The organism is bacterium (assembly GCA_023150945.1).
Taxonomy (GTDB): Bacteria; Zhuqueibacterota; Zhuqueibacteria; order Zhuqueibacterales; family Zhuqueibacteraceae; genus Coneutiohabitans.
Genome location: JAKLJX010000001.1, coordinates 806,220 through 830,786 on the forward strand (window position 1 = coordinate 806,220; position 24,567 = coordinate 830,786).

Annotated in this window: 16 protein-coding genes; all 16 read left to right on the plus strand. The window is 57.6% G+C overall.

Translation table 11 applies throughout. The features are described 5' to 3' along the window. Positions 1–75: 75 nt before the first annotated feature. The 16 genes from L6R21_02990 (at position 76) to L6R21_03065 (ending at position 24,496) form a co-directional block, all read left to right on the plus strand. Entirely contained in the window at positions 76–1,113 is a 1,038-nt protein-coding gene (locus L6R21_02990; GenBank protein MCK6558140.1) for a GHMP kinase, read from the plus strand. Positions 1,114–1,540: 427 nt separating this feature from the next. Then, a complete protein-coding gene (locus L6R21_02995; protein MCK6558141.1) occupies positions 1,541–2,830 on the plus strand; it encodes a DUF4861 domain-containing protein in 1,290 nt (429 codons plus the stop codon). Positions 2,831–2,982: 152 nt separating this feature from the next. Then, the gene (kduI, locus tag L6R21_03000) at positions 2,983–3,813 is read left to right on the plus strand and encodes a 5-dehydro-4-deoxy-D-glucuronate isomerase (protein ID MCK6558142.1); all 831 of its coding nucleotides are present in this window, start codon (positions 2,983–2,985) and stop codon (positions 3,811–3,813) included. 101 nt (positions 3,814–3,914) lie between these two features. Continuing rightward, entirely contained in the window at positions 3,915–4,676 is a 762-nt protein-coding gene (gene kduD, locus L6R21_03005) for a 2-dehydro-3-deoxy-D-gluconate 5-dehydrogenase KduD (protein ID MCK6558143.1), read from the plus strand. Between the two features lie 145 nt (positions 4,677–4,821). Further along, positions 4,822–6,114, plus strand: a complete 1,293-nt coding sequence (locus tag L6R21_03010; GenBank protein MCK6558144.1) for an MFS transporter — start codon at positions 4,822–4,824, stop codon at positions 6,112–6,114. A gap of 2 nt (positions 6,115–6,116) precedes the next feature. Then, the gene (gene uxaC, locus L6R21_03015; GenBank protein ID MCK6558145.1) at positions 6,117–7,538 is read left to right on the plus strand and encodes a glucuronate isomerase; all 1,422 of its coding nucleotides are present in this window, start codon (positions 6,117–6,119) and stop codon (positions 7,536–7,538) included. A 51-nt stretch (positions 7,539–7,589) separates the two neighbouring features. Further along, positions 7,590–9,140 (plus strand): tagaturonate epimerase family protein, encoded by a 1,551-nt coding sequence (locus tag L6R21_03020; protein ID MCK6558146.1) that lies wholly within the window; start codon positions 7,590–7,592, stop codon positions 9,138–9,140. A 167-nt stretch (positions 9,141–9,307) separates the two neighbouring features. Beyond that, complete coding sequence (locus L6R21_03025; GenBank protein MCK6558147.1) at positions 9,308–10,141, plus strand: SDR family oxidoreductase; 834 nt, start codon at positions 9,308–9,310, stop codon at positions 10,139–10,141. 237 nt (positions 10,142–10,378) lie between these two features. Then, positions 10,379–11,830, plus strand: a complete 1,452-nt coding sequence (gene gnd, locus L6R21_03030) for a decarboxylating NADP(+)-dependent phosphogluconate dehydrogenase (protein MCK6558148.1) — start codon at positions 10,379–10,381, stop codon at positions 11,828–11,830. Positions 11,831–11,837: 7 nt separating this feature from the next. After that, the gene (locus tag L6R21_03035; GenBank protein MCK6558149.1) at positions 11,838–13,100 is read left to right on the plus strand and encodes a lactate racemase domain-containing protein; all 1,263 of its coding nucleotides are present in this window, start codon (positions 11,838–11,840) and stop codon (positions 13,098–13,100) included. Between the two features lie 140 nt (positions 13,101–13,240). Further along, the gene (locus L6R21_03040; GenBank protein MCK6558150.1) at positions 13,241–13,741 is read left to right on the plus strand and encodes a gluconokinase; all 501 of its coding nucleotides are present in this window, start codon (positions 13,241–13,243) and stop codon (positions 13,739–13,741) included. Between the two features lie 273 nt (positions 13,742–14,014). After that, positions 14,015–17,242 (plus strand): T9SS type A sorting domain-containing protein, encoded by a 3,228-nt coding sequence (locus L6R21_03045; protein ID MCK6558151.1) that lies wholly within the window; start codon positions 14,015–14,017, stop codon positions 17,240–17,242. A 234-nt stretch (positions 17,243–17,476) separates the two neighbouring features. After that, positions 17,477–19,474 (plus strand): peptidoglycan DD-metalloendopeptidase family protein, encoded by a 1,998-nt coding sequence (locus tag L6R21_03050; protein ID MCK6558152.1) that lies wholly within the window; start codon positions 17,477–17,479, stop codon positions 19,472–19,474. Between the two features lie 347 nt (positions 19,475–19,821). Beyond that, positions 19,822–20,988: a hypothetical protein gene (locus L6R21_03055; GenBank protein ID MCK6558153.1), complete on the plus strand. Its 1,167-nt coding sequence runs from the start codon at positions 19,822–19,824 to the stop codon at positions 20,986–20,988. A 242-nt stretch (positions 20,989–21,230) separates the two neighbouring features. Then, the gene (locus L6R21_03060) at positions 21,231–23,780 is read left to right on the plus strand and encodes a protein kinase (GenBank protein MCK6558154.1); all 2,550 of its coding nucleotides are present in this window, start codon (positions 21,231–21,233) and stop codon (positions 23,778–23,780) included. A 335-nt stretch (positions 23,781–24,115) separates the two neighbouring features. Next, the gene (locus L6R21_03065) at positions 24,116–24,496 is read left to right on the plus strand and encodes a hypothetical protein (protein MCK6558155.1); all 381 of its coding nucleotides are present in this window, start codon (positions 24,116–24,118) and stop codon (positions 24,494–24,496) included. The last annotated feature ends 71 nt before the right edge of the window (positions 24,497–24,567 follow it).

Below are 24,567 nucleotides of genomic sequence, written 5' to 3' on the forward strand. Positions count from 1 at the left end.
CCCGCGGCGCAAACATATTTTCAAAAGAACCCCGCGACTGCCTGGGCCGCGTATGCTGCCGGTGCCTTTCTGGTTTTGCTGAAAGAAAAGGCGGCGACGTTCAAGAAGGGCGCCCGCATTCTGATTCACTCCGAAGTGCCGGAGGGCAAAGGTGTCAGCTCTTCGGCAGCGCTGGAAGTGGCCGTCATGTCCGCGGTGGCTGCAGCGTACAGCGTTGAAATACGCCCGCATGAGATGGCGTTTTTGTGCCAGAAAGTCGAGAACCTGGTGGTTGGTGCGCCATGTGGCGTCATGGATCAAATGACCGCGGTGTGCGGCAAAGTCGGGCAGCTCTTGTCGCTGCTTTGTCAGCCCGCTGTTTTGCAGGAACCGATCAAAGTCCCGAACGAGGTTTCGTTTTGGGGAATTGATTCCGGTCTCCGGCATTCTGTTTCCGGCGCGGACTATGTTTCTGTGCGCGTCGGCGCGTTCATGGGATACCGAATCATCGCCGCGCTGGCCGGCTGCGAGGTCGCGACCGGGAAAAGTGATCGGCTGGTTTGCATAAACGACACCAAGTGGAATGGCTATTTGGCCAATATCACACCGTCGTTCTACGAGCATCATTTTGCGCCGCATTTGCCGGACAAAATTCGGGGCAGTGAATTTCTGGCGCGTTATCAAGGGACAACTGATGCTGTAACCAAAATCGAGCCGGACACGGTTTATGGAGTCGCCAAGCCGACTGCGCATCCCATTTATGAACATTTTCGGGTGCGCACTTTTGCCGAGCTGCTGCAAAATCCAATGAGCGAGCGGACTTTGGAACAACTGGGTGAATTGATGTACCAAGCGCACAGCAGCTATTCAGCATGCGGCCTGGGATCAGAAGGCACCGATAGGCTGGTTGCGCTTGCTCGAGAGCTTGGTACCCAAAAAGGGATATATGGCGCCAAAATAACCGGCGGCGGCAGCGGCGGTACGGTCGCAGTTCTGGGTGGCGCCAACGCACACCATTCTGTTGCCGAGCTCTGTGAGCGTTACGCGCAAGAGACCGACCATGCTCCGCAACTTTTCAGCGGCTCATCTCCCGGCGCAGAGGAATTTGGCTTTGTGCGCTTGAGAAACAGCTAGTGGATTGACGATGCGATTACGCGAAGCGCAACTGATTTTCCGGACAAGTCTCTTGGTCATGCAAACCAATCCCAGCGGATCAACCCAATTGCCGAGCATCACGCTGCGGCCTCTTGGCGTCATCTCCAGGGTCAGTAGGTGGCTCTCTATTCGCTGGCCAACGCCACGGCCGCGACCCAGGCAATCACCAACACTTCTGGCCGGAAAGAAGTATACACTGGCGCAGAAAAACGCTGCCGGCAGGATGCCCGGCCATTTACAGGGCAGCGGAGTGGGTTTTGACAAGATGGTTTGGCAGTCAAGATCACTGATTGAAAGCGGAGTTGCAGGGCTCAAAAGATCTGACCTGGATTTACAAATTCAAAACCGATGCACCCGCGGTTGAATGAGAAATGGCGCAGAAATCACAAACTTCGAGAGTAGAGTCATGAGGTCCGCACGCGTGTTTCCGGTCCTGATCGTTGTCGCGATTCTGCTGGGATGTGCCCAGAAAGATGAAGTCAGCAACACACTGAAGCAAACCTATCCCGAAGCCATTACCCTAACGGTAAAAAATCCGGTGGCGATGGAGCGCCAGGGTGTCAAACGCGCGCGCCGGGATGCCGCGATCGTTGTGGAGATGATGCAGCTCAAAGCCAAAGCGCCGGAGTTCAACAGCAATGCTTTTGTGATTCTGGCAGAAGGCAGGGAGCTGGCGAGTCAGGCCATTGATCGTGACAATGATGGCAACACCGATCACATTGTGTGCGTTGCCGATTTCGCTCCGAACGAGACGAAGACCTTTACCGTTCGCTACGCGAAATCGGGCGAGCTGAGACGAGAGTATCCCAAGCGCACGCAAGCCGAGCTTTCACACAAGGTCGGCGGCAAGTTTGTCAATCGCAAGTACGAGGGCGGCACGTTTCAAAATGTGCAGTACTTGCGCGTACCGCCGGAGCATACCGATCATTCCCTTTATATCCGTTACGAAGGTCCCGGCTTGGAATCCGACAAGATCGGTTACCGTTTTTATCTCGACTGGCGCAATGCCATCGACATTTTTGGCAAGAAAACGCCGGACATGGTTTTGCAGAATGTCGGCCTGGATGGCTTCGATTCCTATCACGAGATGTCGGATTGGGGCATGGATATTTTGAAAGTCGGCGACGCGCTTGGCATTGGTTCGCTCGCGATGTGGTACGGAGGCAAAGCCCAGCGCGTGGCGCAGACCGACAGCGTCACTTGTGCCATTCTTGCTGACGGCACTGTGTACTCGCAAATTCAAACGAAGTATTTTGGGTGGAAGGTCGGCGACGGCGTTTTCAATGTCGTTTCGAATCTGTCCATCACCGCCGGCAGCGGTTTGACCAAGCATCAGGTTGAGATCGACGGCAACCCAGACAACTTATGCACCGGCATCGTCAAGCTCGACAGCACTGTGTTGCTTGTTTCGCCGGAATCGAGTGAGGGTTGGGCCTACTTGGCGACTTATGGCAAGCAGAGTCTGGCGAATGACAAGCTCGGCATGGCGGTTCTCTATCGCAAAAGCGATTTGATTGAAGTAACTGCAGACCAACTCAGCCATGTTGTGGTTCTCAAACCGGAGAATGGCCGGTTGACTTACTATTTCCTGGGGGCCTGGGAACAAGAGCCTGACGGCATCAAAAACAAGGAGGAGTTCGAAGCTTATTTGAATGAGACTAGCGCCGCGTTGAATGCGCCACTGATGATCGAGTAGGCCACTGCCGGCTCGCATCTGTTTCAACTTGTCGCATTTGACATTATTGCCCGCGAAACACACGAAAGGACACGAAAGGCTTTTGGGTGTATTTCGCGTGTTTGGCGGTGCTGGAAGTCAGTTATGATGTTTTCAAATGAAGGATTGAAACAATGAAAATCTTGCCAGCCGTAGATACCATCCGCACCAAAGGCCTGACGACTTCCGAGTTGCGCGAGGCTTATTTGCTCGCAGATTTGTTCCAGCCGGAGGCAATCAATTTGGTTTATTCGGAAATCGATCGTGCCGTGATCGGCGCTGCCGTGCCGGTGAAAGAAAAACTCTCTCTGCCGACTTCCAAAGAATTGGCGGCGGATTATTTTGCGCAGCGCCGCGAGATCGGTGTGCTCAACGTCGGCGGCGCGGGACAAATTAGCGTCGACAAAAAAGTTTGTGATCTCGCGAACCGCGATATGCTTTACATTGGTAAAGGCGCTCGAGAGATTATTTTCAGCAGTAAGAAGGAAGCCGAGCCGGCGGCGTTTTTTATTCTGAGTTTCCCGGCGCACCAAAGCCATCCCACTACGCTCATGCGCCAGGCCGAGGCGCAAGCGGTTCATCTCGGCTCGCCGGAGGGCGCCAACCAGCGCACGATCTACAAGTACATTCATCCCGGCGGCATTCAAAGTTGCCAGTTGGTGATGGGCTTCACCCAACTGCAAAGCGGCTCCATCTGGAATACCATGCCGCCGCACACGCATTCCCGTCGCATGGAAGTTTACTTGTATTTTGATGTGCCGGACAATGCGCGCATTTTTCATTTCATGGGGCAGCCGGAAGAAACGCGCCATCTCGTCATTGCCAACCGGCAGGCAGTCATTTCGCCAAGCTGGTCGATCCACTGCGGCGCCGGTACGGCGGCCTATTCATTTTGTTGGGGCATGGGCGGCGAGAATCAGGCGTTTGAAGATATGGATGCGGTTGGCATGGCGCAGTTGCGTTGAATGTTCGTAGTGACGCCTTCAGGCGTTCAACTTCTGACGGACATCCGACGCCTAAAGGCGAAATTACAAACTCACCTTTTTTTAAAGAAGGACATCGGTATATGATTTTGGACAAATTCAAGCTCGACGGCAAAGTCGCAATCGTCACCGGCTCTTCGCGGGGACTTGGTCAAGGCATGGCTGTCGCGCTGGCGGAGGCCGGCGCGGATATTGTGCTCGTCGATAGAAGCGATGCCACCGCCTCCTGCCAGGCCGTGGGAAAGCGCGGCCGGCGTTGTTTGAATCTCACGGCAGACTTGAGCGATGCAAATTGTGTCGGCGACATCGTGCGCGCAACAGTCGACAAGTTCGGCACAATCGATATACTGGTGAACAATGCCGGCATCATCCGGCGTGCGCCGCTGCTCGAGTTCCCTGAGAAAGACTGGGATGAGGTGATCAACATCAACCTGCGCGCGCTGTTTTTTCTCAGTCAGGCGGCGGCGCGGGTAATGGTCGCGCAAGGCCGCGGCGGCAAAATCATCAATGTCGCCTCGTTGCTTTCCTTTCAAGGCGGCATCCTGGTACCCTCATACACGGCTGCAAAAAGCGCGGTCAAGGGATTGACCCACGCGTTTGCCAACGAGTTGGCACGGCACAACATCAATGTGAACGCGATCGCGCCCGGCTACATGGCAACGGACAATACCCAGGCATTGCGCGAAGATCCCACGCGCAGCGCCGCAATTCTCGCACGCATCCCGGCAGGCCGCTGGGGCACACCCGATGATCTGATGGGCGCGGTGGTGTTTTTGGCATCGGAAGCGTCGAGCTACATGCACGGACACACGCTGGTCGTTGACGGCGGCTGGCTGAGCCGTTGACGCGCAACATGATTCTCGCGTCGAATGAGAATGGCGAATTCTAAAACACCTCGAGTGCCAGCGGAAATCACGATCAGCCCAATTCACGGAAAGTGTGAACCCTGTCCCACCGCATGACTGCTGGATCAAAATGGAGACCGAGCAAATGACTGCTGCAAACGAGACGGTTCCCACGCAGGTTGAGAGACCAAAGGGTGCCAATTATCGCTGGACAGTCTGTGCGTTGTTGTTTTTCGCCACCACGATCAACTACATCGATCGCCAGGTGCTCGGCATTCTCGCGCCCGTGTTGGAAAAGGAAATCGGCTGGAGTGAATCACAATACGGTTTTATCGTCACCGCGTTTCAGGGAGCGTATGCCATTGGCTTGGTGGTCGTTGGCCGCATGATGGATTTACTGGGCACCAAGATCGGCTATTCCGTTGCCATGGTATTTTGGAGTCTGGCGGCGATGGCGCACGCACTGGCGAAATCAGCTTTTGGATTTGGCGCAGCCCGCTTTGCTCTCGGCTTGGGAGAGTCGGGCAATTTCCCGGCAGCAATCAAGACCGTGGCGGAATGGTTTCCAAAGAAAGAACGCGCCCTGGCCACGGGGATTTTCAATGCCGGCTCCAATGTCGGTGCGGTGGTCGCGCCGTTGGTCGTGCCGTGGCTGACGCTCACCTACGGCTGGCAGGAAGCCTTCATCTTCACCGCTGCCATCGGATTTGTCTGGTTGATTTTTTGGCACTGGCTTTATGAAAAGCCCGAGCAGCAAAAGCGCTTGTCGGCACGGGAACTGTCATACATTCTGAGCGATCCGCCCGAGCCGGAGACCAAAATCAAGTGGCTGAAACTCATGCCGCACCGCCAAACCTGGGCGTTTGCGATTGGAAAATTTCTTACGGATCCGGTGTGGTGGTTCTATCTGTATTGGGTTCCCAAATTTCTCAATGCGAATTACGGACTGACGTTGGACAAAATCGGATTGCCGCTGGTCATCATTTATTTGATGGCGGACGTCGGCAGCATAGGCGGCGGCTGGCTCTCTTCGGTTTTCATCAAGCGCGGCTGGAGCGTGAACAAGGGGCGGAAGATGGCAATGCTGATTTGCGCGCTCTGTGTCGTGCCGATTATGTATGCTTCCCAGGCGAAGGAGATGTGGCTGGCGGTCGCGCTGCTGGGTCTCGCCACCGCGGCGCATCAAGGCTGGTCGGCAAACTTGTTCACGACCACTTCCGACATGTTTCCGCGGCGGGCGGTGGGCTCTATTGTCGGGTTCGGCGGCATGGCCGGCGCCGTCGGCGGCATGCTGATCTCCACCGCCACGGGGTTCATTCTCGAACTCACCGGCAGCTACGTGTCGCTCTTCATCATCGCCGGCGCGGTTTATTTGCTGGCCTTGTTGATTATTCATCTGCTCGTGCCCAAGCTGGAACCGGCCAGAATTGCGGAATGACCATGAAAGACATTTTCATCAGTGCTGACTTTCTGCTTCACAACAAAGCCGCAGTTGTGCTGTATCATGACTACGCCAAAGCCCAGCCGATCATTGACTATCACTGCCACCTGCCGCCGAAGGAAATCGCGGAAAACAGGACGTTCGACAATCTGACCCAGATTTGGCTTCATGGCGATCATTACAAATGGCGCGCGATGCGAACCAACGGCGTCAATGAGCGGTTCATCACCGGCGAGGCTTCCGATTGGGAGAAATTTCTCGCCTGGGCCGGGACCGTGCCGAAAACGCTGCGCAATCCGCTGTATCATTGGACGCACATGGAGCTGAAGCGGCCGTTTGGCATTTCCGACAGACTCTTGAACAAGGACACGGCCAGGGAGATTTGGGAAATCTGCAACGCCAAGCTGGCGCAGGATGATTTTTCGGTTCGCGGCATTTTGCAGCAATTCAATGTCAAGCTGGTTTGCACCACGGATGATCCAATTGACAGTTTGCAGTATCATCAAACGATTCGCCACGACAGTGGCTGCAACATTCGTGTGCTGCCGGCCTTCCGCCCGGACAAAGGCTTGTTCATTGAAAGCGGCGCTGCGTTTCGAGAATGGGTGAGCCAGCTGGCCGCCGCCGCCGCGGTTGATATCACCAACTTTTCCGACTACCTCGCTGCGCTGCGCAGGCGGCGCGACTTTTTCCACGCGCGAGGCTGTCGCCTGTCCGATCACGGCATCGAGACGGCGTACGCGGAAGAATATACCGAGGCCGAGATCAAGAACATTTTTGGTAAAGCGCTGGCCGGCATTCATCTCGATCACCCGGAGATCCTCAAATTCAAATCGGCGATGCTCTACGAGCTGGGCTTGATGTATCATGAGAAAGGCTGGGTGCAGCAGTTTCACCTGGGCGCGCTGCGCAACAACAACAGCCGCATGTTCCGCACGCTCGGGCCGGATACGGGTTTCGATTCCATCGGCGATTTTGAGATCGCGCGGCCGCTGGCCCGATTGCTGAATCGTTTGGATGACAATAACAGGCTGCCCAAAACCATCTTGTACAACCTCAACCCGCGCGACAACGAGTTGCTGGCGACCATGATCGGCAATTTTCAAGACGGCAGCGTTGCCGGCAAAATGCAGTACGGCAGCGCGTGGTGGTTTCTCGATCAACTGGAGGGCATGCGAAAACAGCTTGAAGCGCTTTCGAACATGGGATTGTTGAGCCGTTTCATCGGCATGCTCACTGACTCCCGCAGTTTCCTTTCCTATTCGCGCCACGATTACTTTCGCCGCTTGCTGTGCAATCTGCTTGGCGAGGAGATGGAAAAGGGCTTGATGCCGAACGATACGGCGCTGGTTGGCAACATGATCGCCGACATTTGTTTTAACAACGCGAATGAATATTTTGAATTTGGCCTCAGTCGCTAGCCATGCCGGCTGGACGCCTGTGCGACTTCCTTTTTGTGAGATGATTTCGCCATGAGCTTGACACCGATTATCGAAAAGCTGAAGGCTGCTCCCAGAAGCGGCAATCAACCCGTGCTGGTCGAGTTCGCCAAAGGTGAAGCCATTCGCATTTACCCGAAATCGATTCATCAACTGCAGCACACGCATTTTTTCATGGCACGGCGGGGAGAAAGAAAGTATTTGTTCATCTCGCTCACCCAAGATGCTCATGCCGCGCAGGCGCGATTCGAGGGAGAGGAGTTGAAGGCATATCCTTCGCTCAAATGCTGTCCGCTCTCCCCTCACAACGCCGCCCGGTTGCGCGAGTTGTTCGACTTTACCCGGCCGGCGTTGATCGGTTTGGAAAATTCCTTTGGCTTGGGTGACCGGCTGGGCCTGGCGAATCCCGCGCATTTGCGCGCCCTCGCGGACACGCCGTGGCGCGCCATTCTGGCGCAGCAATCCATTCGTGAGCTCGAGCGCACCGAGCGCACCGCCGACGAGGTGCTCGCTGCCGCCACCTGGGCGGTTTTTCAGGAAGACTACCGCCAGGGCTTCGGCGCGGACGCCGATCACGTCAAAACCACCGAGCACATCGATCGTATGATGCAGGCGGGCTTCACATTTTTCACCTTGGACCCCAGCGCTTACGTGGTGAATGAGGCCGCGCAACTTCCTGAGGGTGAGTTGTCTGCCCGCCTCCATGCGCTGCCGTGGAACGCGCTGGCCGACACGCCGGCAGGTTTCCTTGCCCGCTATGAAGGCAAAGCCTTCCGCCTTGCGGAGGATTTCGAGATTCACCCGAGTATCGATGAAACCCGCCGCGCGTTGGTGAAGTACGGCGCCGTCATTGCGCACGCCGCTGCGCTTTACCGTCATCTCGAAGACAAATATCGCGGCCGGCCGTATGAGGTCGAGCTTTCCGTGGATGAAACCGATTCGCCCACCTCGCCCTTCGAGCATTTCTTGGTTGCGAATGAATTGCAGCGCTTGGGCGTCAAGCTCGTGAGTCTCGCGCCGCGCTTCGTCGGCGATTTTGAGAAGGGTATTGATTTCAAGGGTGACACGGCCTTGTTCCAAAGCGAGTTTGTCAAACACGTCAAAATCGCGGAGGCACTCGGCCCTTACAAGATCAGCATACACTCGGGCAGCGACAAATTCAGCGTCTATCAGGCAATTGGTGCATTGCAGCTCGGTCGCGTCCACGTGAAAACCGCCGGCACGAGTTATCTCGAGGCGCTGCGCACCCTCGCGGCCAAAGCGCCGGAGCTGTTCGGCGAGATTCTCGATTTTGCGCGCGGCCGTTATGAAACCGACAAAGCGACTTATCATGTCTCCGCCCAGCTCGAGCGGGTCCCGGCCGCGCACAATTGCACCGGGGAGCGGTTGCTGCGCCTGTTCGATGACCCCAATGCGAGGCAAGTGTTGCACGTGACGTTTGGTTCGGTGCTCACCGCGAAAGACAGCGCCGGCAAACTCGTTTTCAAGGATCGCATCCTGCGCGCATTGGCGCAGCACGAAGAAACGCATTATGAGAATCTGGTGCGCCATTTCCGCCGGCATATTGAGCCTTTTTTGCACTGATACCTGCAGACTGGCCGAAATCAAAAAGTAACATGAGAGAACAGAGCAAACAGAGAAGGCAGTTTTTGAAAAATCTCTTTGACCTGTAAGTTCAGTTGGCTCCGTTATCCCATGTTGAAAACTTTGTTTTCTACAATGATTCAACTTTGAATGGAAATAGACTCGCGATGAATCTGGAAGAACTCAAAGGGTTGTATGATTTTTCAGGACGCGCGATAGTGATCACCGGCGGCGCCGGCGTTCTCGGCGGTGAAATGGCGTGCGCGCTGGTCGGTTGTCATGCCAGTGTAGCGATCATGGATCGTGACCCGGCGCTGGCAGACCGGCTGATTCATCGGCTGGACACGAGCATCGGCCGCGCCATTGTTGTTTACGGCGATGTTTGCAAGCCGGACACGCTTGAGACTTGTGCGGCAGAAGTCATCAAAGCGTTCGGTCGAATTGATTGCCTGATCAACGCCGCCGGCGGCAACAATCCGCGCGCCACCACCAATCCCGAGCAATCGTTTTTTCAATTGTCCCCGGAAGCGTTGGAATGGGTCGCCAGGCTGAACTTGATGGGGACAATCCTGCCGAGTCAGATTTTTGGCAAGTACCTGGCAGAGCAAAAATCCGGCGTGATTTTGAATATCAGCTCGATGAATGCCTTGCGGCCGTTGACCCGCATTCCGGCTTATTCCGCGGCCAAAGCCGCGGTCAGCAATTTCACGCAATGGCTCGCCGTTCATATGGCGCAAGAATACTCTCCCCATATTCGCGTCAACGCTATTGCACCGGGATTTTTCCTGACCGAGCAAAATCGCTTTTTGCTGACCGACAAAGGCACCGGTGAGTTGACCGCGCGTGGAAGAAAGATCGTCGAGCATACCCCCATGGGACGCTTCGGCAAACCGGAGGATTTGCTGGGGACGGTCCTTTGGCTGCTCTCACCAGCTTCGCAGTTTGTCACCGGTATCGTGGTGCCGGTGGATGGCGGATTCTCGGCATACAGTGGGGTTTGAACGATACGGTGAGTTCGCAAAAGGCAAAGTGATTTTGGGCAAAATCATGAAGCGCTCAAAAGCCAGGACGGAAAAATGAAGGACAAAAAATTGAGCTTGATATCATGCCAGGCGCTGACGGAGTTGAATCCAGCAATGCCAGGCAAACATTTTTCTATTCTCCCTCTATCTGTCTTCTTATTTCTGAAAAGAACCTTGAACAAAATCCTATAAACATCTTTCAGGAGACAACTCAGCATGAGTGAGAAAGCCGATATTGGCTTGATCGGTTTGGCAGTGATGGGCCAGAATCTCGTTCTGAACATGAATGATCACGGCTTCATCGTTGCAGTCTACAACCGGACGACCGCCAAGGTTGATGAATTCCTGCAGAGCAGCGCCAGGGGTACCAAGGTGATCGGCACGCACACGATGGAAGAACTGATCGGCAAATTGCAAAAGCCGCGCCGGGTGATGTTGATGGTCAAAGCGGGGCCGCCGGTGGACGATTTCATCGAGCGGCTGCTGCCGCTTCTCGAAGCGGGTGACATCATCATTGATGGCGGCAACTCGAATTATCAAGACACCATTCGCCGCACGCAATACGTGGAGAGCAAAGGCTTGCTCTACCTCGGCACCGGCGTTTCCGGCGGCGAAGAAGGCGCGCGCCACGGACCTTCGATCATGCCGGGCGGCAGCCCGAAAGCCTGGGAGAGTGTGAAGCCGATCTTTCAAGCCATCGCGGCCAAGGTGAGTGGCGAGCCGTGTTGCGATTGGGTCGGCGAAAACGGCGCCGGCCATTACGTGAAAATGGTGCACAACGGCATCGAGTACGGCGACATGCAGCTCATTTGCGAAGCCTACGATCTGATGAAGCGCGGCTTGGGCATGAGCAATGAAGACATGCATCACGTCTTCGCGCGCTTCAATAAAGGCAAACTCGATTCCTATCTCATCGAAATCACCCGCGACATTTTGGGCTATCGCGACGAACACGGCGCCGCCGTGGTCGATCTCATTCTCGACGCCGCCGGGCAAAAAGGCACCGGCAAGTGGACGGTCATCTCTTCGATGGATTTGGGCATTCCCATTACGCTGGTGAGCGAGGCGGTTTATGCGCGCTCACTTTCTGCGATGAAAGATGAACGCGTGCAAGCCGCCAAACTGCTCAAGGGACCGGCGACGAACTTCACGGGCAACAAGGAAGAATTTATCAACGATATTGAAGCGGCGATGTACGCGGCCAAGCTCATCTCCTATGCGCAAGGCTACATGTTGCTGCGTGCCGCTGCCGAGGAACACAAATGGAATTTGAATTACGGCGGCATTGCCTTGATGTGGCGCGGCGGCTGCATCATTCGCTCGGTTTTTCTGGGCGACATTCGCAATGCGTTTCAGCGCAATCCCGAGCTGACGAACTTGCTGTTGGATCCTTTCTTCAGTGAACAAGTGCTGGCAGCGCAGGCCGCATGGCGCCGCGTGGTGAGGCAGGCAGCCGAGCTCGGCATTGCCATTCCCGCCATGGCCTCGGCGTTGAACTTCTTCGATGGTTACCGCCAGGAACGGCTGCCGGCGAATCTGCTGCAGGCGCAACGCGACTATTTTGGTGCACATACTTACGAACGCCTCGACCAGCCGCGTGGTCAATTTTTCCATACCAACTGGACCGGCCGTGGCGGTGAGGTGACGGCCGGCAAGTACAACAATTGAAACAATCATGATCATCGGCAAAGGCTCTCCCCAAGAAACGCTGAGCGCGGCCCAGGTTTTGGAACTGTGCGGCCAGGCGTTCGCAGCGAGAAATCTCACCGGCAAGCGCATCCTGGCGATCATTCCCGACAACACGCGCAGCGCGCCGATTGACTTGATGTTTCGCAGCGTGTATCAATTGCTGGCAGAACGCGCCGCGCGGCTGGATTTTCTCATCGCGCTCGGCACGCATCCGCCGCTGTCCGCGGCCGGCATCGCACAGCGACTCGGCGTCGCCACGGAAGAACTGCACACAAAATATCCCAAGGCGCGCATCTTCAATCATGCCTGGAACGATCCGCGGCAGCTTCGCCGGCTCGGCACAATTTCCGCCGAGGAAGTCGCGGAGATTTCCCGCGGCATGATGCGCGCGCCCGTGCCGGTCACGATAAACAAGATGATTTTTGACTATGATCTGCTGATGATCATCGGGCCCACGTTTCCGCACGAAGTGGTGGGTTTCTCCGGCGGCAACAAGTATCTCTTTCCCGGCATTGCGGGTGGTGAGATCATCGACATGTTTCACTGGCTGGGCGCGCTCATCACCAGTCCGGTGATCATCGGCACGAAGCACACGCCGGTGCGCCGCGTGGTTGATCGCGCCGCTTCATTCGTGCCGGTCGAGCGCATGTGCTTGAGCCTGGTGGTGCAAGGACGCGAGCTCGCCGGCTTGTATATCGGCACACCGGAAGAGGCGTGGAGTGCCGCCGCAGATTTGTCCCGGGAAATTCACATCATTTACAAAGAGCGCCCCTTTGCCAGGGTTCTCTCTTGCGCGCCGGCGATGTATGACGATTTGTGGGTGGGCGGCAAATGCACCTACAAGCTGGAGCCGGTGGTGGCGGAGGGCGGCGAGTTGATCATTTATGCGCCGCATATCAGGGAAATCTCGGTGTCGCACGGCAGAGAAATCCAACGCATCGGCTATCACGTGCGCGATTATTTTCTCAAGCAGATGGACAAGTTCAAAGATGTGCCCGGCGGCATCATGGCGCATTCCACGCATGTGAAAGGGGTGGGCACGTTCGAGAACGGCGTGGAAAAACCGCGCATGAACGTCGTGCTCGCCACGCAGATTCCGGAAAAGGTGTGCCGCAGCATCAATCTCGGGTATCGCGATCCGGCTTCGATCGATCTCGATGAATGGAAAGATCGCGAAGACGAGGATATTCTCTTTGTTCCCAAGGCCGGTGAAATTCTCTATCGGTTGAAGGACGATCCCTTTGAATAGTCTGGCTTTGATCATTATGTGTACCAAAGCTGGAAAAATTCCAACTTTTTTGAACAGGAGTTAGCAGGGAAAAATCTCTGTTTTCTCCGTTCGCTCCTGTTGAGAGGCTTTTTGTTACGACTTGTCCCGCATTGTGAGATATGATCATCATTCTGATGGGCGTCACCGGTTGCGGCAAGACCACCATCGGCCAGCAACTGGCGCGAGAATTGAACTGGCCGTTTTACGACGGCGACGATTTTCATCCTGCCGCCAATGTGGAAAAAATGCGCGCCGGCATTCCGTTGACGGACGACGATCGTGCTCCCTGGCTGGCGACTCTGCAAAACTTGATTCGCGAAAAGCTCAATACCAGCCAATCCGGGATTCTGGCGTGCTCGGCGTTGAAGCAAAAATATCGCGACTGGCTGCAGGTCGATCCGCTGAAAGTGCGCTTCGTTTTTCTGCAGGGTGATTTTGCCACCATCGCCAAACGCCTGGCAGCACGCACGAATCATTACATGGATCCCAATCTGCTTGCCAGCCAATTCGAGGCGCTGGAAGAGCCGCGCGACGCGCTCGCCGTCGACATAGCACAAACGCCCGGGGCGATCGTGGCGCACATCAGGTCGGCATTGCAGTTGCCCAAGCAGGTCGTTTAGGCGTTCAAGCCCGGACCGGCACGCGCCATCGTTGTTGTCGCCGGGCCACCTTCCCAAGTCTGTTGTGGCAGGTATCCACTTCCATCCGCGAAACTCCCGCCCAGCGCACGGCTACCTGGAAAAGCAAATCCACCACCAGTGCAACCTGCGCGTCACTGCCCGTCTGCAAATCGACCTTGACATTTCATCCGGTTCTGTTTATTCTTTCCACCCTTTTTCCTCACGCAGCCGGCAGAATCACAATCAAACACCTTATTCACAAGGAGCGCGACCATGAGAAAACCAGGGTTAGGCATCGTTCTGTATTTGTTGCTGAGTTGGAGCCAGCCGGCCTTGCCGCAGGACTTCATGCTGCAAGGCTGGTATTGGAACTATCCGGGCACTGCTGATGGCCACGTGTGGGCGGACACGCTCAACGCCAAAGCGCAGGCGCTGGCGAATGCCGGATTCACCTATGTTTGGCTGCCTCCGCTCTCGCGTGCCAGCTTTGGGCAAACCAGCAACGGCTACGATCCCAAAGATCTGTTCGATCTCGGCGAATTCGGCGGCGGCCCGACGCGCTTCGGTACGCGCACCGATCTCAACGATCTCATCGCCACGTTCAACACCTACGGCCTCAAGGCCGTGGCGGATATGATTTACAACCATCGCGATGGTGGGAAGGCGGAAAACAATCCCTCGGTGGAAGGCTGGATTGAAAACTTGACGGCGGCGAAAGTCAACAACGGCGATCAGCCTTTTCCCAGCGATCGCTACCGCTGTTATCTGCCCATTGGCGGCGCCACGGGCCGCGGCGCGGGCACTTACTATTTCAAATTCAAATCCGCCTCTGAGCATGCGAATTTTCATGGCAAGCCTTACAAGGTTTATATGCAAACCAACGCTGTCGGATATCAAAGCCAACCGCCGGAGAACGAAGCAGAGCCGAATGGTGGCGGCGGTTGCGGCGAGCCGAACAACGTGATTCATCTCGGCATCGACATGCAGGCCAACCTCGACGGCCTCGGTTGCAAGATCGACGAGTTCGCGCTCACCCTCGGCAGCAGCGACTTCAATGCCACGGGCGACTCCATCTGGATCTACACCGGCAATTCCAGCGGCTACACCGATCACTATGTCTATGAAGTGTGGTACAACGGCAGTAATCATCAAAGCGCGATCAAGTATCAGACCTATACCGATTTCACCGGTGTTGCCAGCGGCCGCGGCGGCATGAATCACACCAACTTCAAACCCAACGGCAATCCCACCTGCCTGTGCGGCGACTGGGACTACATGTACTTTTTCTACGATTATGACCAAACCGTGCCGAGCACACGCGACACTTTGTTCGCGTGGACGCGCTGGATGTGGAGCAACGCCGGCATGCGCGGCCTGCGCATGGATGCGGTCAAGCATTTCACCCCGGAGTTTGTCGGCGATTTGCTGGATAATTTGCACGCGAATGGCATGGACCCCGGCATGGTCGTGGGCGAATGGTTCGACTCGAATTCATACATTCTCAAAGACTGGGTCGAGGACGTGAAGAGTTACATGGACGCCGGCACGCAAGCCGCGATCAAGCCGCGCGTGTTCGATTTCGCCCTGCGCGACGCCCTGGAGAAAGCGTGCGATCTTTACGGCTATGACGCGCGCAACGTTTTCACCGCCAGTCTCGTCGATGCGCAAGGCGTCAGCGGCGATTATGCCGTCACCTTCGTCAACAACCATGATTTCCGTGATCCCGGCCAGCCGGTGGACAACGATCCGATACTCGCTTACGCTTACACACTCACCAACAACCAACTTGGCGTTGCCAGCGTGTTTTATCCGGATTACTACAGCAGCCTCAGGAGCAAGATCGATCAGCTCATCGAGATTCACAAGAACTACATTTATGGCGCCAGCAGCCGCGATTATCTCAGCCGCCTCGGCACGCCGTACAGCGCGACGTACACCGGCGGCTATCCGAACACGACGCTGCTCTATCAATTGCGCGGCGCGGTTTCCGGACGCGATGTGATCGTCGCCATCAATTTTGCCGGCGAGCAGCTCAGAGTCACGCACGGCGTCAACACGACCAGCTTGCCGGTGGGCGCGACGCTGATCGATGCGGTAGGCAATTCGACGACCGCCACTCTGACCGTGAATGCCAGCAATCAAGTTTATCTCGAATTGCCGGCACGCAGCTATGCGGTGTGGATCGAAGATGCCGGCAGTTGGGCGCAAGCCGGTGTGAGTGGTTTGGGTTCGACGTACACGTTCAATGAAATCGATATGCTCGACAAAGACACGGGTTGGGCGGTGGCGACGAGCGGCAAGATTGCGAAGACAACGAACGGGGGCATCAACTGGAGCGCAGTGACGAGCGGGACTTCCAACGCGCTGTACGGCGTCAAAGCGGTGGATGCGAATACCGTCGTGGTCGTCGGTGCCAGCAACACGATTCGCCGTACGACGAATGGCGGCGCTTCCTGGGTGTCGGTGGCGCCGAGCATGTCGCCCACGCCGACTTGGCGCAACGTCGATGGCATCGGCAGCACGCTGTACGCGGTTGGTCACGTGACTTCCGGCGCGCGGCGCGTGCGCGTGGCGCGCTCTACCGACGGCGGCGCAACGTGGACGCGCATCGATGGCGGCGCGATGGGCAGCACCAGCACGACTTCTTCAACAGCGTTCTATGGCATTGATGTCGTCACCGCGGATATCGTCTATCTTTGCGGCACCTACGGCACCGGCGGCAATAGCATCTACTACACCGCGAATGGCACCAACCCTGCACCGGCTTGGAGCGGCACTTCGACCGCCTCTCCTTTCTATAGCATCGAAATGATCAACAGCAGTTGGGGCTACGTGGTCGGCAGTTCTTCGAAATACTATCAAACCACCAACGGCACCTCGTTTTCCGCAGTCGCGAGCAGCGGTCTGCCCAGCGGCATGTCGGTGTGGGACGTGTCGTGGAATGCGAACACGCAGCGGCTTTACCTCGCCGGTTACACGGGTGCCAGCGGGTCGTATGTGCCGCGCCTCTATCGCACCGGCGTGATGGCCAACTCGGCCGCTTCGGATGTGGTGAGCGCGATGACGGTCAATCTGCCCGGCAACACGCAATTGTTCTCGCTAGACGCCGAGACTTCCTCCGCGGCTTCCGGCGGCAGCAGCACGCGCATTGCTTATTACGGCGCGCTCGGTCTGGTGAAATCATCCGTGCCGCTGACAGAGACCGATTCTCCAGCGCGGGCTGCGAGCTACGAACTGTTCGCCAACTATCCCAATCCCTTTAATCCGGCAACAACGATCGTGTACCAAATGCCGCAAGCGGGACAAGTCTCGCTGCAGATATTCAACATGCTCGGGCAATTGGTGCGGACGCTGGTTGATGCGGAAGTGGCAGCGGGCGTGCACGCCGTCACCTGGGATGGCAGAGACAGCGAGGGCGATCAGTTAGCGAGCGGCGTGTACGTCTATCAACTCCGGGCAGGTGAGACTGTGAAAACGCGAAAGATGCTGCTCGCAAAGTAGCCGTCAACGGCGCAGATGGATGTGTCTTGGTTTGCTGAACCGCTCGGGCAGAGTGGCGCGGCACGGCGCCACTCGCTCGAGTAGCCTGCTGCTTCACTTTGGCGCGATTCCGGCCGGCAAAGCCGTCACCAAGTGGTATCGGTTTGGAGAAGCACGTTTCGAGCAAACGCTGTGGCACCACAATCTCAGCGAGGCCACCAGACGCATTTTTTCAGGAATTCTTGAAGGAGCAATATGAAGCGAATTTTTTTCCTGCTGCCGCTGTTCTTGCTGTCCGCCGTCCTGCTGCACGCGCAAGAGAGTAACATGGGCTTCGGTGTCTATGTGCCGCGTCGCGACCAGCCGTGCCTGACGGAGGCGCAGCGCCGGGAGATTCAGGCAGAGATCGCGCGCAACCGCGCCGTGCTCAAATTGCCGAAGCGTACACAACAAGTGGTGAAGCTGGCGTGGCCGTTGCAAGCCGCGCCAACGTTGACAGATTACGGCTATCACGGCTTGTCCAATTTCGTGGATCTCAATCCTGCCTTTCCCAATCAACTGCTGGACTACAATTGTGGCAGGCGCAGCTATGATCTGCCGGAGGGTTACAATCACCAGGGGACCGATTATTTCCTGTCGCCGTTCATTTGGAACAAGATGGACGAAAACGCCGTGACGATCGTGGCGGCGGCAGAGGGCGTCATCGTCTTCAAACAAGACGGGCAATTCGACCGCAATTGCGGCTTTGGCAGCGGCACGTGGAACGCGGTGTACGTGGAACACGGAGACGGCTCGATTGCGTGGTATGGCCATATGAAAAACAATTCGCTCACGCCCAAGGGTGTCGGTGAGCACGTGGCGGCGGGCGAGTATTTGGGGCTGGTCGGCAGCTCGGGCAATTCCACCGGGCCACATTTGCACTTCGAGTTGTATGACGGCAACGGCAATCTGGTCGACCCTTATGCCGGGCCGTGCAACCAGACCACGACCACGTCATGGTGGATCGAACAAAGGCCATATTATGACACGGCCATCAACGCGCTGATGACGCACGCGGCCCCGCCGGAGTTCAAAGGCTGCCCCAATCCGGATGTGACCAATGCCACCAACAGTTTCCTGCCCGGTCAAACGATTTACTTTGTCATCTACTATCGTGATCAGGTCAATACCGAAACCAGCTATTTCAACGTCACGCGGCCCGACGGTTCGACGTTCTTGCAGTGGAATCACACCTCGCCTGATCCTTTCTATGTGGCCTCCTATTGGTATTGGTATCATACGCTGCCGGCCGATGCGCCGCACGGCATGTGGGAATTCACCGCGGAGTATGCGGGCGTTACGCACCGGCATCGTTTTACCGTGGGTGCGGCGGCGCCGCGCTTGAGCGCGGTGCGTGATCATGCCGCTTTTGAGGGAAGAGCCTATCAACTGCAGGTGCGTGCCTTGGGAAATCCCGCGCCAGCGTTTTCCCTGCTGGCTTCACCGCCGGGCATGGCGATCCATGCCGAGACCGGAGAAATCACCTGGTCGCCGGATGATCCCGACAATGGCAACCATCTCGTGCAAGTGCACGCCAGCAATGCGCTGGGCAGTGACTCCCTTGCCTTCAACGTTTCCGTGACCCCGGTCAATGATGCGCCTGCCGCCTTTGCCTTGCTGACACCAGCGGATCGTGACACGCTGACTTCGCTGCGCGCGCCGATACGCTTTTCGTGGGAAGCCTCGCACGATGTCGATGATGATACGCTCATCTATTCGCTGATCATCAGCGGCGCCAACCGCGCCGACACGGCCATCACCACGATTAGCACGACGTTCATTGATTTCGACGGCAGCGAGTTTCTCAAGCCGGGCCGTTCCTATGCCTGGCAGGTTGCGGCGAGCGACGGCAAAATCGCGACGCGCAATATCAGATCGTTCCGGTTCACCGTGGCGGCGACCGTGGGCGTTGCCGAAAACCCCGCTGCGCTGCCGCGCGCATTTCGTCTCTATCCCAATCATCCCAATCCCTTCAACCCGGAAACCAAAATCACCTACGATTTGCCCGAGCGGGCGGCGGTGGCGTTGACGATCCATGATCTATTGGGTAAGCCGGTGAAGCTGCTGGTGCGCGGGACGCAATCGCCGGGCAAGCACGTGGTGACTTGGGAGGGCAGGAACGAGCGCGGCGAGGCAGTGCCTTCCGGCATCTATGTGTATCGCCTGCAGGCCGGCGAGCGCAGCAGCGCCGGCAGACTGCTGTTGCTGCGCTGATATCAAACGGCGGTTGCGGCAGCGACCTGCTCGTCCGTGACAATGACGACAATCGTAATGAGGTTCGCGAGCAGTCGCTGCTGAAGGCCGTTGTCCCGGATCCCGCGGCGCAATACACCATTGAGCAAGACATTTCCCCTTGACTTTGGCCGCGAGATTGCCGATTTGATGGCGGGCTTGGCGCAGCAGGCAGAACAGTGAATCCGGGGTGCTGCCATGATTTGGCGCGCAGTCGGGGATTGGCAGAACGCACAGCCATGTAGTGCACGAGTATTGTCAGGGTTTCGTGAAAACCGGAGTGGCCAATGGCGCGTGACCGGCTTGAACCGCGGAAATAAGGAGACGCATTGAATGCAGTCATCGCCCACCCGGCGCCCAGCCTCGCCGAGGTGGAGCGGATCGTCGCGATCGGCAATCGCGTGATCCGCAATCTAGAAATCACCGAATGCTATGCGAACCTCTCGCAGGCGATGCGCGACCGCACCGGCGCTGCGGCAAATTGGTGCACGTTTGCCACCTGGGCCTCGCGGCAAGCCGGCAGTACGATTCGCGGAGAAGATCTGCTCGCGCGCTTCGCCAGGGATCTCGGTCAGAAGGCGCGCTGGCTGGCACCGCTGCAGTCCTTCTATCGCATGCTGTTGCGCAAAGGCCTGTTCGAGCCTGACACCAGGCTCGGCAAGGCCATTGCCGCGATTCACACGCCCTTTGACGCTTTCGAGCGGGCGAGTGAGGCCGTGGCCACCGGCAACTTGAAAGTCTTCGCCGAGATCGGCCGTGAGTTTGCACGCTTCCTCGCGACGGTGCCCGCGGAGGCCCGCCCCGATTCTCCGGCGTTGCGCGCATTTGTCAAGGAGTTCCGCTCCGGCCCGCCTCCCGATGGGCAGGATTACTTGAAGGAAGCCTTCACGCATTATCAACAACAACGCCAGGAGGCGGACAGGGCGGCGCAGGCGGCTTGGGTGTTGCTCGCGAATCTGAAAATCGGGTTGCACGAGCAAACCCGGCTGCAGCCACAAATCGCTGCGGCCGTGGAGGCGCCGCTGGTCACGGCGGCGGAGCTTGGGGTTCGCCTCCTGCGCGCGCTTTTTCCGCGCGCACACCAGTGGGCGGGGCGGGCGCACCGGCCGCTCGTCTTCCTGATTGGCTGGCTGGCGAAGAAGCTGCACCAGGCCGCGATTACGCTCACCCGCGAAACCGTGACCAAGGCGATGATGGTTCTAAAGCTTCCCCATCTTGTGCTTTCGCTGGGAGAGAATCTGGCGGCACCGGTGCCGCCCGTTTTCATCGACAATCCGCATGCGCCGCTGCAGGCGTTGGTGAAGCTATACGATCCCTGTGCTCCCGGCAGCAGCAATTGCGGCGCGCAGGATTGGTGTGATTTACCGCAGCGCATGCATTACATCCTGCATTTGTTCCGGGCCTTGGCGGAGGAAAGCGCATTGTTTGCGCGGCCGTTCACCGCTGAACAAGTGGCAAAGTTCCGCGCGGGCATTGTGCCGGACGGTGAACTGTGAACCGTGGTCATTGCGCCGGCACTCGCCCTGCCAGCCGGGGCAACGCAGGAAAAAGGCACTGCGCTGAACGCTGGGCGCGCTGGTTCCCGGCTTGGCCGGCGGACGGCGTGTGGTTTTCCGTGGTGGAACGCGGCGAACTTGAACGTTGTGCGCTCGTGGGTGAAATACTTGCGAATTGCCGGCCCGTTCCGCGGGCGCATGCGCACGGTTGCTCGCGCATGCGTTGAGACGAGAGGTGCGAAGTGATTGGTACCAGAGTTTCCCACTATACCATCCTCGAAAAACTCGGCGCTGGGGGCATGGGAGTCGTTTATAAGGCCGAGGACACCAGACTCAAACGCTTCGTTGCCCTCAAGTTCCTGCCGCCGGAGTTGACCCGCGACGAGGAAGCCAAGGAACGTTTCCTCAACGAGGCGCAAGCCGCCTCGACGCTCGACCATCCCAACATCTGCAATATTCACGAAATTGGTGAAACGGAAGACGGCCGGCTCTTCATCGTTATGGCATATTATGACGGCGAAACGCTGAAGCAAAAGCTGGCCAGCGGCCGTCTGCCGTTGGCAGAGGCGCTTGATCTTGCCGGACAAATTGCACAGGGCCTGGCGGAAGCGCACGCGCACGGCATCATCCATCGCGACATTAAACCTGCCAACATCATGATAACCAGCGAGGGCGTGGCCAAGATTTTGGATTTTGGCCTTGCCAAGCTTGCCGGCCAGGCGCACGTCACCAGACTCGGCGCGACGCTGGGCACGCCCAAGTACATGTCGCCCGAGCAGGCACGCGGCGAAGCGATCGATCAACGCACTGATCTCTGGTCTCTGGGCGCGGTGCTTTACGAAGCGCTCGCCGGCCGGCCGGCGTTCAACGGCGAGTATGAACAGTCGGTGATCTATTCGATTTTGAATGAGGAACCGCAGCCGCTCACCGGTCTGCGCGCCGAGTTGCCGCCGGCGCTGGATCGCATCCTGCGCAAGGCACTCGCCAAGCACCCCGCGGAACGCTACCAGCACATAAGCGAGCTGCTGGCCGATTTGCAGAGAATGGAAGCGGGCGCGCCGGTTGGTGTTCCCACCAGACGATTTCGCCTGACTGCGCCGCTGCGGTGGGGAATCGTGGGCCTGGCGTTGCTGGGCGGCGCGCTCTGGCTGTTGGTGCAACCAGGGGCAGAGGTGGCGCAAACGCGCAAATCGATCGCGGTGCTGCCGTTCGTGCCCATCACCAAATCCGAAGAGGACCGGAGTTTTGCCGCGGGTATTCACAACGACGTTCTCACCCAAGTCTCGAAGATCAGCGAGGTGAAGGTGATTGCCCGGACTTCGGTGCTGCGGTATCAGGATTCGCCGAAATCAATCAAGGAAATCGCCCGAGAATTGGACGTGCGCACGGTGTTGGAAGGCAGCACCCGCCGCAGCGGCAATACCATCCGCGTGACCGCGCAGTTGATCGATGCCAAAACCGAAGAGAGCCTCTGGGCAGACACCTACGACCGGCCGTACGCCGACATTTTCGCGATTCAGAGCGACATCGCGCAGAAGATTGCCGCAGCTCTGCAAGCCCGACTCGGGCAGGAAGAACTGCGCTCGATTCAAGCGCCGCCCACGCGCAATCTGCAGGCGTACGAGCATTACCAGAAAGGCAAGTACTTCTGGAGCATCTCCTATGACTGGGAGGGCAATCTCATGGCCGCGGAGAGGTTTGCAGAGGCGTGCCGGTTGGATTCCACCTTTGCGCTGGCCTATGCCTGGCAATCCATCGCCTATAGCGTCGTTTATCTCACCACGCCCAATCTCGCCAGCAAGAGCGCATATGATCACAAGAGCAAAGCCGCGCTGCAAAGAGCCGCTGCCCTCGCTCCGGATTTGCCGGAAGTCTACCTCGCCAAGGGAAACTACCTCGCCTACGTGAAAAGCGATGCGGATGGGGCTTTGCGCGAAGCTGAGATCGCCAATCAGAAGCGGCCGAATGATACGTGGGTTCTCTCCTTCATGTCCGACTTATTGTCGAGTAAGCAGGATCTGGCGGGGGCGTTGCGCCTCGCGGAACGGATTTACCGGTTGGATCCCAAGGGCATTTCCGGGCCGTTTTACGCGGCCTGGCATTCCTTTAGTCTGGGACGGTTTGCTGAGGCGGAGCGCTGGGCCGACATCATGATTGCGAATGACCCGGAAGGCGGCGCAGGCTATGGCGCCAAGATCAGCTTCCTGCTGCGGGGATTTGGTGCGATCGATCGTGCGGAATTGGTTGCACAAGAAGCCGACATTTTGGTGACCAGGGACAAGGATCACCTACTGGGTCCGGAGTGCTTGCTGTTCGCTTACAAGCGGGACTATGCCCGCGCGCTGGCAACTCTGGCAGGATCGCAACAGCCGAGTTTCTATTTGCTGCGCGCCCTGCTGCTGAATCTCTTGAACCGGCCGGCAGAGGCAAGAGCGAATTTCGATTCCGCCCGGCTTGCCTTTGGCGGCGTGTTGAATGCCAGTCCGAACAACCAAACGGCGCGGCTGTCCTTGGCAATCGCCTATGCCGGGCTGGGGGAAAGAGTTCGGGCACAACAGGAAATGGCCCAGGTTGACAGTCTCTCCCGAATCGGTCAGGGATTGGAAATTGCCTATTTTCACATATTGAACGGCGAAAACGAAGCCGCACTTCAGTATTTGGAAAAGTGCATTTCCAGACCCCGGGAACCCTCGCCGGCGGTGCTGCGGCGTGATCCTCGCCTGGACGCGCTTCGCGGCGATGCCCGCTTTCAAAAGATTATCGCGAGAACCGAAGCGGCACGCAGGACTTGATTGAACTGCAGGCTTTCCTCAAGTGCGAGGGCAATTCGCAAGACCACGGAGAACAAGGCTCTCTCAACTGAGAGGGCAGTTCTGTGGTGCGTCACACACGAGATTGCGAGTTGTGCCACGATTCTGCTGGCGCAAGCTGCGCGGCGGTGGCAATTGCCGAGGGCAAGTGCCGTCTTGGGAGAATGGGGCGTATTCGTCGATCAATTTCCCCATGAGGCCGCGCACTGATCAAGATAGATAGCGAATGGTTGCCGGATTCATTCGCCCTCGCCTTGGCTGATCGCACGTGACCATTGCTGCGGCCACGGAGGAGGGCTGCAAAGCAGAGGAATTCCATGCAGGCCGGACAGGCAAGATGGTTGACGCGGACGGAATTCGATGAACAGCGGGCCGCGGCAAAACGGACCGCCCGCCAGGATGGCCGCCTGGCAGCGATTCTCAGTGTCGGCCTCGGCGCGGTGCAGTTGGTCTTCCTGCGCTGGGCGGAGGCACACATGGCCAGCGCGCCGCGAAAGGTGATCGCACTCAGCGCCGTTCTTGCCTACCTGGCGCTCGTCAGCTTCCTGCTGTGGCGCATGAAGCGAAACCTCCGCGTCCACTCTCCCCGCTGCCCCCAGTGCGGCCTCCCGCTGCTGGGGATGTCCGAGCGCATTGCTTCCGCGACCGGAAAATGTGATCGCTGCGGCGGGTGGGTGTTGAAACAGGAAGATCGATAAATGCACACGGAGGCCAGGCGCACGCGTGACGTCACCTCAAGAAAACGGGAACTGTTCGAGGCGGTGGCGCA

Coding starts and splice junctions, on each gene's coding strand:
- L6R21_02995 (MCK6558141.1), top strand. CDS start 1,541: ATGAGGTCCGCACGCGTGTTTCCGGTCCTGATCGTTGTCGCGATTCTG.
- kduI (MCK6558142.1), top strand. CDS start 2,983: ATGAAAATCTTGCCAGCCGTAGATACCATCCGCACCAAAGGCCTGACG.
- kduD (MCK6558143.1), top strand. CDS start 3,915: ATGATTTTGGACAAATTCAAGCTCGACGGCAAAGTCGCAATCGTCACC.
- L6R21_03010 (MCK6558144.1), top strand. CDS start 4,822: ATGACTGCTGCAAACGAGACGGTTCCCACGCAGGTTGAGAGACCAAAG.
- uxaC (MCK6558145.1), top strand. CDS start 6,117: ATGAAAGACATTTTCATCAGTGCTGACTTTCTGCTTCACAACAAAGCC.
- L6R21_03020 (MCK6558146.1), top strand. CDS start 7,590: ATGAGCTTGACACCGATTATCGAAAAGCTGAAGGCTGCTCCCAGAAGC.
- L6R21_03025 (MCK6558147.1), top strand. CDS start 9,308: ATGAATCTGGAAGAACTCAAAGGGTTGTATGATTTTTCAGGACGCGCG.
- gnd (MCK6558148.1), top strand. CDS start 10,379: ATGAGTGAGAAAGCCGATATTGGCTTGATCGGTTTGGCAGTGATGGGC.
- L6R21_03035 (MCK6558149.1), top strand. CDS start 11,838: ATGATCATCGGCAAAGGCTCTCCCCAAGAAACGCTGAGCGCGGCCCAG.
- L6R21_03040 (MCK6558150.1), top strand. CDS start 13,241: ATGATCATCATTCTGATGGGCGTCACCGGTTGCGGCAAGACCACCATC.
- L6R21_03045 (MCK6558151.1), top strand. CDS start 14,015: ATGAGAAAACCAGGGTTAGGCATCGTTCTGTATTTGTTGCTGAGTTGG.
- L6R21_03050 (MCK6558152.1), top strand. CDS start 17,477: ATGAAGCGAATTTTTTTCCTGCTGCCGCTGTTCTTGCTGTCCGCCGTC.
- L6R21_03065 (MCK6558155.1), top strand. CDS start 24,116: ATGCAGGCCGGACAGGCAAGATGGTTGACGCGGACGGAATTCGATGAA.